8 protein-coding genes are annotated in these 13192 nt (G+C 71.4%); 3 read left to right on the top strand and 5 right to left on the bottom strand.

What is annotated here, in order from left to right; all coding sequences use genetic code 11:
• Positions 1-21: 21 nt before the first annotated feature.
• The 3 genes from ftsH to LQ771_RS07080 are packed head-to-tail and all read right to left on the bottom strand — an operon-like array spanning position 22 to position 4177.
• Complete coding sequence (gene ftsH, locus LQ771_RS07090; protein ID WP_231351644.1) at positions 22-1893, bottom strand: ATP-dependent zinc metalloprotease FtsH; 1872 nt, start codon at positions 1891-1893, stop codon at positions 22-24.
• Between the two features lie 44 nt (positions 1894-1937).
• Entirely contained in the window at positions 1938-3731 is a 1794-nt protein-coding gene (gene glgP / locus LQ771_RS07085) for an alpha-glucan family phosphorylase (RefSeq protein WP_231351643.1), read from the bottom strand.
• A complete protein-coding gene (locus tag LQ771_RS07080) occupies positions 3728-4177 on the bottom strand; it encodes a CBS domain-containing protein (protein ID WP_231351642.1) in 450 nt (149 codons plus the stop codon). The genes glgP and LQ771_RS07080 overlap by 4 nt, the downstream gene beginning before the upstream one ends.
• Positions 4178-4396: 219 nt before the next feature.
• Here LQ771_RS07080 and LQ771_RS07075 point away from each other — a divergent pair, with 219 nt between their 5' ends.
• Positions 4397-5998 (top strand): glycosyltransferase family 39 protein, encoded by a 1602-nt coding sequence (locus tag LQ771_RS07075; protein ID WP_231351641.1) that lies wholly within the window; start codon positions 4397-4399, stop codon positions 5996-5998.
• A 15-nt stretch (positions 5999-6013) separates the two neighbouring features.
• Here LQ771_RS07075 and polX read toward each other — a convergent pair whose 3' ends face one another.
• Positions 6014-7786, bottom strand: coding sequence for a DNA polymerase/3'-5' exonuclease PolX (gene polX / locus LQ771_RS07070; protein ID WP_231351640.1), 1773 nt, complete (start codon positions 7784-7786; stop codon positions 6014-6016).
• A 62-nt stretch (positions 7787-7848) separates the two neighbouring features.
• On the bottom strand, positions 7849-8880 hold the full coding sequence (locus tag LQ771_RS07065) for a lysylphosphatidylglycerol synthase transmembrane domain-containing protein (protein ID WP_231351639.1): 1032 nt from the start codon (positions 8878-8880) through the stop codon (positions 7849-7851).
• Positions 8881-9023: 143 nt separating this feature from the next.
• Here LQ771_RS07065 and mgtA point away from each other — a divergent pair, with 143 nt between their 5' ends.
• Both mgtA and LQ771_RS07055 read left to right on the top strand, forming a co-directional pair.
• Entirely contained in the window at positions 9024-11558 is a 2535-nt protein-coding gene (gene mgtA / locus LQ771_RS07060; protein ID WP_231351638.1) for a magnesium-translocating P-type ATPase, read from the top strand.
• Positions 11559-11771: 213 nt separating this feature from the next.
• On the top strand, positions 11772-13133 hold the full coding sequence (locus tag LQ771_RS07055; RefSeq protein ID WP_231351637.1) for a tyrosinase family protein: 1362 nt from the start codon (positions 11772-11774) through the stop codon (positions 13131-13133).
• The last annotated feature ends 59 nt before the right edge of the window (positions 13134-13192 follow it).

The following is a 13192-nucleotide window of genomic DNA, read 5'->3' as shown; positions in this document are numbered from 1 at the left end:
GGCCTGCAACAGGCCAGCCGGTCAACCTCGCCCCGCCGCACGCACCGGCGGCGCCGTTGGCTCCTGCGCCCGGGCCTCGGGCGTGTGATCGGCCCGTTCCACGATCGCCTTCAGTTCGTCGCCACTCAGCGTTTCGTGCAGGAGCAGTTGCGAGGCGGCGGTTTCCAGCCCGACGCGATGGCGGCGCAGTACGTCGGTCGCGGTCAGCAGGGCCTGGTCCAGCAGCAGGCGGATGGCGCGGTCGATGGCCGCGGCGGTGACCTCGGCGTAGCGGCGCGGCTGCCAGGCGTCGCCGGTGGTGCCGAGCAGCGGCGTGGCGTCGGTCTCGTAGCTCACCGTGCCCAGTTCGGCGGTCATGCCGTGGTGGGTGACCATGCCCCTCGCCAGGTCGGTGGCCTTGGCCAGGTCGTCGGCGGCGCCGGTGGAGGCCTCGCCGAACACCATCAGCTCCGCCGCGCGCCCGCCCAGCAGCATCGCCAGCCGTTGCGTCAGCTCCTGTCGCTGCATCAGGAAGCGGTCCTCGGTCGGCCGCTGGATCGTGTAGCCGAGCGCACCGATGCCGCGCGGAACGATCGAAAGCTTGTGCACCTGCGTACCGCCGGACAGCTCGATCGCGACCAGCGCATGGCCGGCCTCGTGGAAGGCGACGATGCGCCGCTCCCGCGGGCTCAGCACGCGGCTGCGCTTCTCCAGCCCGGCGACGACGCGCTCCAGCGCACGGGTAAGGTCGTCCATGCCCACCGCCGTCGCGTCACGCCGCGTGGCAAGCAGCGCCGCCTCGTTGGCGAGGTTGGCCAGGTCCGCGCCGCTGAAGCCGGTGGTGAGGGCGGCGATCTGTTCGATGTCCACGTCCCCGGCCAGCACCAGCCGGGCCAGGTGCACGCGCAGGATCGCCACGCGCTCCTGCTTGTCCGGCCGATCGACCAGGATCTGGCGGTCGAAGCGGCCGGCGCGGAGCAGGGCCGGGTCGAGGATTTCCGGCCGGTTGGTCGCCGCCAGCAGCACCACGCCGCTGCTGGGGTCGAAGCCGTCCATTTCCTTCAGCAACTGGTTGAGCGTCTGCTCCTTCTCGTCGTGGCCGCCGGTCGGCAGGAACGCGCCGCGTGCGCGGCCGACCGCGTCCAGCTCGTCGATGAAGATGATGCAAGGTGCCTGTGCCCGCGCCTGTTCGAACAGGTCGCGCACGCGCGCGGCGCCGACGCCCACGAACAGCTCGACGAACTCCGAGCCGCTGATCGAGAAGAACGGCACGGCCGCCTCGCCGGCCACTGCACGGGCCAGCAGCGTCTTGCCGGTACCCGGCGGTCCCACCAGCAGGATGCCCTTGGGCATGCGTTCACCCAGGCGGCCGTACTGCTTCGGATCGCGCAGGAAACTGATCACTTCCTTCAGCTCGTCCTTGGCCTCGTCCGCGCCGGCGACGTCGGCAAAGGTGACGCCCACGCCGCGTTCGACGTAGACCCGCGCCTTGCTCTTGCCCACGCCCATCAGGCCCGACGCGGGACCGCCGCGACCGGCTCGCGACAGCAGCCCCAGCCACAGGCCGAACAGGAGCAGCCCGGTGATCATCCAGGTCAGTGCCGGCCCCAGCAGACTGGAGCGTGGCGCGCCACTGAACTCGACCCGCGCCGCGGCCAGCGCGTCGGCCAGCCCCGGCTCGACCGGAACGGTGGTGAAGCGGGTTGCCGGCGCGTCCGGCCGGGTGGGCTTGAAGGTGCCGCTGATGCGGTCCTGGTCCACTTGCACGCTCTGGATCCGGCCTGCCGCCAGGTCCGAGCGGAACTGGCTGTAGGGAATGGACGGCGCCTGCGGCGTGTACAGCATGAACTGCAGGCCGACCACGACGATCAGTGGCCCCAGCCAGTACCAGAACGAGGTGCGACGGCTGTCCATGTTTCGCTTATGCCCGCGTGGCCTGGTTCGCCTGTTGATGCAGGTCAACCCGCCCACCCGGTCGTGCCCGATCCCGAGCGGCCCGCGCCGCGAGTCGCCGAGCCGCGGCGCTGCAGATACGCCTCGGCGGCGTAGCGGCGCATCATCCGGTGCGCATTGAAGTAGCTGGCAAGCTTGGCCACCGACTGCTTCATCATGCCGGTCCAGCCTGCGCGGTTGCGGTGGAACATCGGCAGCACGACCTGCTCCAGGCAGTCGTAGAGCCGGCCGCTCGCGGCCGTATCGTCGTGCTCCTCGCCGAGCGACCATCCGGTGACGCCGTCGATGCAGCCCTCGACCCACCAGCCGTCCAGTACGCTCAGGTTGAGCACGCCGTTGGCGGCCGCCTTCATGCCGCTGGTGCCGGAGGCTTCCTGCGGCGGCAGCGGCGTGTTGAGCCAGAGATCGCAGCCGGCCACCAGCACACGCGCCGCCGCGAGGTCGTAGTCGGGCAGGAACACCAGCCGGATCTGCGGTGCGAGTTCCCGTGCCAATCCATGCAACTGGCGCACCAGCGCCTTGCCCGGCTCGTCGCGCGGGTGCGCCTTGCCCGCCACGACGACCTGGAACGGCCACTTCGCATGGATCGCGCGCAGCCGCGCGAGGTCCGCGAACAGCAGCGTGGGCCGCTTGTAGGCGGTCATGCGGCGCGCGAAGCCGAGGATCGGCAATTGCGCATCCAGTGCCACGCCGGTGTGCCCGGCCACGAACCCGATCAGGTCCGCGCGGGCCCGCTCGTGGGCCTGCCACACCTCGGCGTCGGGCAGCTGGTCGAGCCGTGCGAGTGTCTCCGGATCGTGCACCCAGCAGCCGGAACAGCGGTGATAGAGCGCGGCGACAGCCGGGTGCACCCAGTCCGGGAGATAGACGCCGTTGGTCACCGCGTGCACATCGTAGCCGGGGAACATGCGCGTGGTCACCTCGGCATGGCGCACCGCCACGCCGTTGACGAATCCAGCCAGGTTGAGCGCGAGCCGGGTCATGTTGAGGCCCGGAGCGCCGGCCAGCAGGCGGACCTGGTCGCTGTCGAGGTAGCCCGGCAGCAGGCGGCCGTACAGTGCGTAGGGGAAGAGGTCGTGTCCCGCGTCGACCGGCGTGTGCGTGGTGAATACGCACGACCGGCGCACCGCGCCGGCGTCGAAGCCGAGCTCGCCGGCGCCCACCGTGTCCGGCGGCAGCGGATAGCGGCGCAGCAGCTCCAGACCGAGCAGCGCGGCGTGCCCCTCGTTCAGGTGATAGGTAGCGATCTCGAAGCCGAGCGCATGCAGCACGCGCAGGCCGGCGATGCCGAGCACGATCTCCTGCTTGAGGCGATAGGTGGCGTCGCCGCCGTAGAGCAGGCTGGTGATCGCGCGGTCTTCCGGATCGTTCTCGGGCAGGTCGGTATCGAGCAGCAGCACCGGCAGCTCGTGCCCGAGGCGTCCACGCAGCCGGTAGAGCCACGGGCGCACCCACACCTCGCGGCAGTCGATCAGCACCGCGACCTTGGCGCGCAGGGGATGGACGAAGGCCTCGGGGGTCCACGGGTCGGCCGCTTCGAGCTGGTTGCCTTCGGCGTCGAACGACTGGCGCAGGTAGCCCTGCCGCGAGATCAGCGTCACGAACACCATCGGCAGCTCCAGGTCCGCGCTGGCGCGTGCGGTGTCGCCCGCCAGCACGCCCAGGCCGCCGGCGTAGGTGTGCATCCGCGGCTCCAGCGCGATCTCCATGGAGAGGTAGGCGATGTGCGTGCGCGACAGGTACGGGCCGATGGCGGCCGCGGCCGCGGGCCCGGCGGTGCCGGGCGCATCCGGTATCACGTGCGCACTTCCATTTCGCGGGACTGGCCGCGGGTCAGCGCGCGGCTCATCTCCTGCATGTAGACGGCCAGCGCGCCGTAGATGTCGTCCAGGCTCAGCAGGCCGCACAGCCCGCCTTTGGGGTTGGTCACCGGAAGCCGGCGTACCCCGCAGATGCGCATGCGCGCCACCGCGTCGAGCAGCTGCTCCTCCTCGGCGCAGGTGACCGGCTCGCGGGTCATGACATCGCCGACCCGCAACCGCGCGCAGGGCGCTTCCGGCGCAACCACCTCCAGCACGATGTCGCGATCGGTAAGCACGCCGACCGGGATGCGCTCACCGTTGGGCTGCTCGACCACCACCAGCACGCCCACGTGCCGCGTGCGCATCAGTCGTGCTGCCTCCACCACGGACGCGGCCGGGCTGATGGAAACCGCCTCGTGCGTGCATATGTCACGGACCTGCATGGCCGGCACCTCCCGTGGACCCCGAGCGTGGCCCGGCCGCTGCCCGCGCAAATTGACCCTGATCAACCCGCGGGAGTGACCGCTGCCGGGGGAAACCGTCGTGGCCGACCGTGGTTGCGTGGCGACAGCGCAGGTGACGGCGCCACGACGAGCCCATCATTCACGGCTTACGCGGCCTCTCCTAGCTTCTGCGTCCATCCTGTCCCGCCGCATGCCGTCATGGAGACGAAAAGCGACAGCCTGGCGCTGTACCGGATGCTGGCGGCCGCACTGTTGCTGCTTGCCGTGTGCTGGCTGCCCCCGGTGCCGATCGACGAGACCCGGTACCTGGCCGTCGCGTGGAACATGCACTGGCGCGGCGACTGGCTGGTTCCCTGGCTTGACGGCATGCCCTATGCGGACAAGCCGCCCCTGCTGTTCTGGCTCATCGACGCGCTGTGGCGGATCACCGGCGTGCATGCGTGGGCGGCCAGGGTGCTGGAGGTCGCCATCGCGCTGCTGACGGTTCCGCTGGTCCGGCGCCTTGCCGGAGAGCTCGGCGCGGATGCGACCGCGGCATCGCTGGCCGCGTGGCTGTGGCTCGGCAGCCTGGCCTTCGCCGGCTACGGCGGCGCCGTGATGTTCGACATGCTGCTGTGCGTGTGTGTCCTGGTCGCCTGGCTCGGCGGCGCGTGGATCTGGTGCGGACGCCCGCGGGCAGGGGCCGCGATGCTCGCGCTGGGTCTGGGGCTCGGCGTGCTCGCCAAGGGCCCGGTGAGCCTGCTGGTCGCCGGCATGCCGGTGGTGCTGGGACCCTTGTGGCGCGGCGTGCCGTCGCGACCGGTCGGCAGGCGCTACCTGGCGATCCTGCTGGGCCTGGCAGGTGGCGCGGTGCTGGCGCTCGCCTGGGCCGTGCCGGCGGCGATGCGGGGCGGACCGGATTACGCCAACGCCATATTCCTGGGGCAGACGGCCGGCAGGATGGCGGCGAGCTTCGCCCACGATCGCAGTCCCTGGTGGTATCTGCCGTTCGTGCCCGTGCTGCTGTTTCCCTGGTCCATCGGACTGGGGCGGGCAGGGCCGGCGCGGGGACAGGGCGTGCCGGCGGTTGACCGCTTCGCGCTTGCCGCGACCGTGCCGGCCTTCCTTGCGCTGTCCGTGATCAGCGGCAAACAGGCCCATTACCTGCTTCCGCTGTTGCCCGCACTGGCTCCGGCGGCAGGCGTGCGGCTGGCTTCCGGACGCTGGCGGGTGGTCGGGTGGCGGATCGGGCTGTTGCTGCTCGCGATGCCGGTCGGCGCGTGGCTGGCGCTCGCACGGCTGGCGCCGCAGGTGGCGCCGGGCGTCCGCCTGGTGCTGCTGGCGGCAGCGGCGATTGGCGCGGTGCTGCTGTGGCGTGGGAGGCGCGGGCTCGACGTGGCAACCGCGGCGCTGGCGGTGATCGGTGTCGTCGTGCTGGTCAAGGGAGCCTTCCTCGCGGGATACGCTGCGCACTATTCGGTAGCGGAGGCATCGCGCATGATCGCCGCCGCGCAGCGGTCGGACGTGCCCCTGCTGATGCTCGACCGGCAGAACGGACTGTTCACCTTCGCCGGCCGACTCACGGCCCCCATCCCGACGGCACCCGGTCCACGCTACGTGGCGGCCTGGGTGCAGGCCCACCCGGATGGATGGGTGATCGCCAGCGGCTCGGACTACGACTTCGCATCCCCGCCGCTGTACCGGCAACCCTTGCTCGGGCGCCGGCTTGCGATCTGGCGGGCCGCCGACATCGCGCGGGAAACGGTGGCCGGGAGCGAGGCTGCCGGGCGCACGCAACCCAAGGTGCCGGTGGGTACGTAAGGCTGCAGTCGCGGACTATCCGCGCATGGTCGCCGCCAGGCGCGCTTTCAGCGCAGCCAGCGGCAGCGTGTTGATGACGTCGCCCGTTTCGATCCAGCCACGTCGCGCCTGGCCGATGCCGAAGCGCAGTGCCGCGAACCCGGCGATGTCGTGGGCGTCGCTGCCGATGGCCAGGGGCACGCCGGCGGCCTTGGCCAGGCGGCAGTGCACATCGTCCAGGTCCAGCCGGTCCGGATGCGCGTTCGCTTCCAGGAAGCAGCCGCGTTCCCGCGCATGGCGCACCACGCGTTCGATGTCCACCGCATAGGCGGCGCGCTGCTCGATCAGGCGCCCGGTCGGATGCGCCAGGATGCTGAAGCAGGGATGGTCCATGGCGCGCAGCAGGCGCGCGGTCTGCCGCTCGCGCGACAGGTCGAAGTGGCTGTGCACGGCGCCGACGACCAGGTCCAGCCTGGCCAGCAGGTCGTCCGGAAGGTCCAGCCGGCCATCCTCAAGGATGTCCACCTCGATGCCCTTGAGCAGGAGCGGTGCCGCATGCGAGGCGTTGAAACGGTCGATCGCCTCGATCTGGGCCAGCAGCCGGCGACGGTCCAGCCCACCGGTCACGGCGAGGCCGCGCGAATGGTCGGTAATCGCCAGGTATTCCAGGCCGGCGGCCGAGGCGGCACGGGCCATGGCGTCCAGGTCGGCGCTGCCGTCGCTGGCGTTGGTGTGGCAGTGCAGGTCGCCGCGCAGATCCTCGAGCGCGATCAACGAGGGCAGGCTCCCGGCCGCCGCCGCCTCGATCTCGCCGGCGTTCTCGCGCAGCTCCGGCGGGATCGCCGGCAGGCCGACGCTGGCATAGACCGAAGCCTCGGTGTCCCCGGCGATGCGGCGGCTACCGTGGTAGACGCCGTACTCGTTGATCTTCAGTCCGCGCTTGCGCGCCAGCGCGCGCAGGGCGAGGTTGTGCGCCTTGGAACCGGTGAAATAGACCAGCGCGGCGCCGAGGCTCGCGGGCCGGACCACGCGCAGGTCCACCTGCAGCCCGCTGCGCAACACCACGCTCGAGCGGGTGCTGCCCTGCGCCAGCACGCGCTGCACCAGCGGATAGGCGAGGAAGCGCGCGCCCAGCGCGCGGGCGCTCGCGGTGGCCACCAGCACGTCCACGTCGCCGATCGTCTCGCGCCAGCGCCGGAGGCTGCCGGCCAGCACCACCTGGGCCGGCTCCGGGGCCGCCTTCAGGTAGGCGACCAGCGCCTCGGCCTGCTGCAATGCCGCGGCAAGCTTCCAGCGCGGCGTGTTGCCGAGGGATTGCGTCGCCGCCTCCAGCAGGTGCCGTTCGGTGTCCTTGCCGAAACCCCTGAGCGTGCGGATGCGCCCGGCGCGCGCGGCGCGCAGCAGCCCGCCGACCGAGCTGACGCCCAGTTCGTCGTGCAGTCGCTGCGCCCTCTTGGGGCCCAGCCCCGGCAGCCGCAGCAGGGCGGTGAGGCCACGCGGATGGGTACGTCGCAACTGGCGCAACAGGTCGCACGAGCCGCCGCGAAGGATCTGCTCGATCTTGCCGGCCAGGTCGTCGCCGATGCCCGGCAGGTCGGCAAGCGGATGCTCGGGGTCACGCCAGGTGTCCAGCGGCTGCGGCCAGCCGCCGATGGTGCGGGCGGCGTTGCGGTAGGCCCGCACGCGGAAAGGGTTGGCGCCATCCAGTTCCAGCCAGTCGGCGATCTCGTCGAAGACCGCCGCGACTTCGGCGTTGCTGGCGGCAGCCACGGGCGGGGCGGCCGGCAGGGAAGCGGTGGTCCGGGCCATGGTGGGAGCCTCCGTAGCGGGTGCCACGCTGCCACGCGCGGGAGCGCCCCGCTTGACGTGGATCAAGCCCGGTCGCGCGCTTCGCGCAGGGCGCGGCGTGCCAGCCACAGGCCCGGCGCCATCGGCACCCAGGTCGTGCAACCGCGCAGCAGCAGGGTGCCCGCCAGCGCACCTTCGAGGGGCACGCCCTGGGTGGACAGCGCGGCGACGCTGGCCGCCTCGAAGGTGCCCAGCCCCATCGGGATCGGGCTCACCGTCGCCACCATCATGGCGAGCAGGAAACTCGGGTAGGCGACCGCGTAGGAGGCGTGCAGCCCGAGCGCATGGAGCATGGTCCACAGCGTCGCCGCGTCCGCGGCGATGACGGCGAGATTCAACGCGGCCGTGGCGGCCAGCAGGCGCCCGCGACGCAGCAGCTGGGCCACCGGCGCCTCGGCCGCGGCCTCCAGCAGCGCGGCCACGCCCGGCAGGCGTTCCACCCATGCGGGCGCGCGCCGCCCGTAGTGGTGCAGCGCGAACAGGCCCAGCGGTACTGCCGCGGCGACGATCACGAACACGATCGTGATGGTGTGCATCCAGGGACGCGCGTCGTGCCGGAGCCACAGCAGGCCCATGCCGGCCAGGGCCGAGAGCAGGTAGGCGCCATGGAAGCCGACGAAGTTGGTCACCAACGTGGCCATGCACGCGGACCGCGGCACTCCCTGGCGGGCCAGTACGTTGACCAGGAAGGCGGTGCCGGCGATGCCGCCGGTCGGCACCGACTGGTCCACGAAGAGCTTCGCGACGGCAAGGCCGATCAGCGCATTCCACGGGCGGTGCGCGCCGGCGCGATCCAGCCCGAGCCACCAGGCGGTGGCGACGCAGGCATACGTCGCCAACTGCAGCACCACCGCCAGCCCGAGCCAGGCCGGGGCGAGCGAACCGAGCAGGCCCAGGAAACGTTCCACCTCGCCGCGGCGCAGGACGATGCCGGCCAGGGCGGCAAGCGCCAGCAAACCGAGCAGCCATCCGGCCCACTGCAGCGTGGTCGCCGGCCGCTCATGGTCCGCGCGTGGCGCAGGCCATCGGCGTGACGCGGTCGGGTGGTGGTCCATGGCAACGGGCGGAGCGGGCGGCGGACGCCCATGCCATCACGCCGGACATCGCACGGATTGAGTTGCATCAAGGAGTGCGCCGATCGCGGGCGGACTTGACCCCCATCAACAGCGGCCCCGTACCGCCGTGCATGGTGGAGCGCATGGAGCTTCCGACCCGCCTCGCGGCCAGCGCCGCGCCCCGTCCGGGAAGGGCTGCCGACCCGCCCTGCGCCGGCCTGTCCGACGCGGAAGCCGTGCGGCGCCGTGCCCGCTACGGCCCGAACGAGTTCCATCGCACCGGTTCGGGCTTGCTGGCCACCGTGGCCGGCGCCTTCGCCAATCCACTGGTGGCGATCCTGATCGCGGCGGCGGTGACCTCCGGCGTGCTTGGCGATGTGCTGGGTGCGCTGATCATCGCGGTGATCGTGCTGCTGAGCCTCGTCCTCAACGCCACGCTCGGCTTCCGCTCGCAGCGCGCGGCCGAACGGCTGCGCGCCGAGATCACGCCCATGGCGACGGTGCATCGGGACGGCCGCTGGCAGGAACGTCCACGACGCGAGCTGGTTCCCGGCGACCTGATCCGGCTTTCCGCCGGCGACCGCATCCCGGCGGACGCACGGCTGCTGGAGGCGCGCGATTTCCACGTGCAGCAGGCCGCCCTGACCGGCGAGTCCATCCCGGTCGAAAAAGAGCCGGCGCCGGCCGACGCCGATGCCGGCCCGGCGGCGAAGGGCAGGGTATTCCTCGGCTCGTCGGTGGTCGCCGGCACCGCGGTCGCCGAGGTGGTGGCCACCGGCGCCGCGACCGCGTTCGGCGAAGTGGCGGCGCGCCTGGGCGAACGTCCACCCTCGACCGAGTTCGAGCGCGGGCTGAAGGATTTCGCGGGCCTGATCATGCGCACGGTCGTGATGCTGGTGCTGCTCGTGCTCCTGGTCGGCGTGGTGCTGCATCGCCCGCCGCTGCAGACCCTGCTGTTCGCGCTGGCGCTCGCGGTGGGCCTGACGCCCGAGTTCATGCCGATGATCACCACCGTCACCCTGGCGCGCGGTGCGGTGCGGATGGCGCGGCGGCGGGTGATCGTGCGCCACCTTGCCGCGATCGAGGACTTCGGCAGCATGACCGTGCTGCTGAGCGACAAGACCGGCACGCTCACCCGCGGCGACACCGCCGTCGACGGCAGCTGGGACGCAAGCGGAGAACCCTCGTCCCGGGTCGCGCAACTGGCCGTGCTCAACGCCATGTTCGAGACCGGCACGCGCAGCCCGCTCGACGCGGCGATCCTGCGTGACTGCCCGCCCGCGCCGCCGGGCTGGTCCAAGCTCGACGAGATTCCGCTGGACTTCGAGCGCCGCCGCATGAGCATCGTCGTCGAGCGGGACGGCGAGCGCTGGATCGTCACCAAGGGCGCGCCCGAGTCGGTCCTGCCCGCCTGCGTGCAGTGCGAACTGGGGGAGGGCACCTTCCTGCTCGACGCATCGCGGCGCAACGAAAGCGAGCGGGCGTACCAGGCGATGGGCGAGCGCGGACTGCGCGTGCTGGCGATCGCCTGGCGGCCGGTCGACGCGCGCACGCGCTACGCCGCGACCGCCGAGACCGGGCTGGTGCTGGCCGGTTTCGTCTCGTTCGCCGATCCGCTCATGCCCGGCGTGGCGCCGGCGTTGCAGGCGCTCGCGGCCGATGGCATCCCGCTGAAGATCCTGACCGGCGACAACCCGCGCGTGGCGCGCCACGTCTGCGCGCAGGCCGGCCTCGACCCGGGCGAAGTGGTGACCGGTGATGCGCTGCGCGGAATGAGCGAGACCGCGCTGGGGCTGCTGGCCGCGCGCACACGCGTGTTCGCGCTGGTCACGCCCGAGCAGAAGCGCCGCATCGTGATGGCGCTCAAGGCGCGCAGCGAGGTGGTCGGCTTCCTCGGCGACGGCGTCAACGATGCGCCGTCGCTGCACGCGGCCGATGTGGGCATCTCGGTCGCCGATGCGGTCGATATCGCCCGCGACAGCGCCGACATCCTGCTGCGCGAGCGCAACCTGGAGGTGCTCCACGCCGGCGTCATCGAGGGCCGGCGCGCGTTCGCCAACGTCATGAAATACCTCTTCATGGGCACCAGCTCGAACTTCGGCAACATGTTCAGCATGGTCGTGGGCGCGCTGGTGCTGCCTTTCCTGCCGATGCTTCCGTCGCAGATCCTGCTGAACAATTTCCTGTACGACCTGGCGCAGACCACGATTCCGTCGGACAACGTCGACCAGGCGCAGCTGCGCGGCCCGCAGCGCTGGAGCGTGCCGCTGATCCGGCGCTTCATGTACGGCATCGGGCCGGTCAGTTCGCTCTACGACCTGCTGACCTTCTACGTGCTGATCCGCTGGCTGCACGCCACGGCCGAAACCTTCCACACCGGCTGGTTCATCGAGTCGCTGGCCACGCAGACGCTGGTGGTGTTCGTCATCCGCACCCGCGGCAATCCGTTGCGCAGCCGCCCGGCGGCGCTGCTGGTGGCGAGCGTCTCGCTGGTGGTCGCCGCGGGCCTGGTGCTGCCGTGGACGCCGCTGGCCGCGATGTTCGGCTTCGTGCCGCTGCCGCCGGCGTTCTTCGCCTTCCTGGCCGTCGCCACGGGCAGTTACCTGCTGCTGGTGCAGGCACTCAAGAAGCGCTTCATGCGCGCGGTGGCTGCGCCGCGAACGCCACCGCGCGCGTAGGCGCACCCGGGCCGGACGCGAGCGCCGTGGCGGCGTTCCGCTTGCGGCCGAGTCCCTTCACGACATCGGGTCGCGCGCCGCGCGACCGGTTGACGTGCATCAAGCCCGGATCTGTCCATCGCCCTAGGTTCCTGTTGCGCGCCGAAGCGCGCGGCAGCACCGAGGTTGCGACGGCATCCGCGCCGGCAGCCATGCACCGAAATGGAGGTTGTGATGATCACCCGGAGACAATTCCTGCAGGCATCGGCATCGCTGGCACTGGTCCCCATGCTCCCTGGCCAGATCCTGGGCACGACCAGCCTGCGAACGCGGCCGTCATGGCCGCAGTTCCGCGACGGCCCGCTGTATACGTCCTTCCTGGACGCCGTGGCGAAGATGCGGGCCGACAACGATTCCACCCAGCCGGGCAGCTGGGCCTACTGGACGAACGTGCACGCGAGTTTCTGCCCGCACCGCAAACCGTACTTCCTCGCCTGGCACCGGGGCTTCCTCGCGCGCTTCGAGGCGCAGCTGCGCAAGGCCTCTGGCAACAGCGCGCTGGTGCTGCCCTACTGGAACTACTACGACCAGCCGGTCATCCCGGCGGAATTCCGCGACCCCGGTTCGCCGCTCTACCGTAGCAACCGCAGCGGCACGAACGTCTCCGGGGCACTCAGCCTGGCCGCGTTCGACGCCAGCCTGACCAACTTCCAGCGCGGCAAGACCGACGCCTTCGAACCGGCCGTCGAAACCGCGCCGCACAACGGCGTGCACAACCTGATCGGCGGCGCCATGGGCAACATAACCATCTCTCCGCGCGATCCGGTCTTCTGGGTGCACCACGCGAACATCGACCGCCTGTGGGACGCCTGGGTGCAGGCGGGAGACGGCCGCCACATGCCGGCCAGGACCGCGGCCTACTGTTCGGGATCGTTCTCCTACGGTGCCGCGGTGTCCTCCATGCAACGGGTCAAGACCTACTCGCCGGGCAGCCTGGGTTATCGCTATGACGACACCGCCATGCCGACGAGCGGAACCAGCGCGCTGCAGATCGCGCCACTCCCGGCCATCCAGGATGCGCTGGCCGCGCCGCTGCCGGCACAGGGCGCGTCGCTCGGCGGGATGGGCGGCCTGGCGCTGGGGTCCGGGTCGTTGCGCGTGCGTATTCCGCTGACGGCGGACGGTCGCAATCGGGTGCGCAGCCTGGTCACCAGCGGCACGGGGCAGGGCGGCGAGGTACGGCTCGTGCTCGATGGGGTGGACCTCACCGACGCGGGCGCGCGGGGCGGCTATTTCTACAAGGTCCTGCTGAACCTGCCGACCGGCAGCGTGGCGCAACCGGAGCGGACCTACCTGGCCGGCACGCTCGGGTCGTTCGAAGTCAGCGTGGCGCGGCATGCGCAGATGATGGCCAGCTGCGGCGCGATGGCCATGCACGGTCCGGTGAGGATCGTTCTTCCGCTGCGCGACGTGCTCCGGCGGATCTGGCCCGAGTCGCTGGACGCACTCACGGTCAGCTTCGTGCGGGTGGAGGCCGACAGCGCGCCCCAGGCCGACGCGATGGTGATCGACCGCGTGTCGGTGGAAGCCGACTGAAGCATGCGACGCCCGCGCATGCCCCCGCAGGAGCGCACCTGGGCGCGACCGCCATCTCC

Origin of the sequence: Frateuria soli (assembly GCF_021117385.1) — a bacterium.
Lineage (GTDB): Bacteria > Pseudomonadota > Gammaproteobacteria > Xanthomonadales > Rhodanobacteraceae > Frateuria_A > Frateuria_A soli.
This window is presented reverse-complemented; position numbering and strand designations above follow the sequence as displayed.

What these genes read in the sequence shown, in the direction of transcription:
- LQ771_RS07075 (WP_231351641.1), top strand. Translation starts at nt 4,397, where the DNA reads ATGGAGACGAAAAGCGACAGCCTGGCGCTGTACCGGATGCTGGCGGCC.
- LQ771_RS07080 (WP_231351642.1), bottom strand. Translation starts at nt 4,177, where the DNA reads ATGCAGGTCCGTGACATATGCACGCACGAGGCGGTTTCCATCAGCCCG.
- ftsH (WP_231351644.1), bottom strand. Translation starts at nt 1,893, where the DNA reads ATGGACAGCCGTCGCACCTCGTTCTGGTACTGGCTGGGGCCACTGATC.
- LQ771_RS07065 (WP_231351639.1), bottom strand. Translation starts at nt 8,880, where the DNA reads ATGGACCACCACCCGACCGCGTCACGCCGATGGCCTGCGCCACGCGCG.
- mgtA (WP_231351638.1), top strand. Translation starts at nt 9,024, where the DNA reads ATGGAGCTTCCGACCCGCCTCGCGGCCAGCGCCGCGCCCCGTCCGGGA.
- LQ771_RS07055 (WP_231351637.1), top strand. Translation starts at nt 11,772, where the DNA reads ATGATCACCCGGAGACAATTCCTGCAGGCATCGGCATCGCTGGCACTG.
- polX (WP_231351640.1), bottom strand. Translation starts at nt 7,786, where the DNA reads ATGGCCCGGACCACCGCTTCCCTGCCGGCCGCCCCGCCCGTGGCTGCC.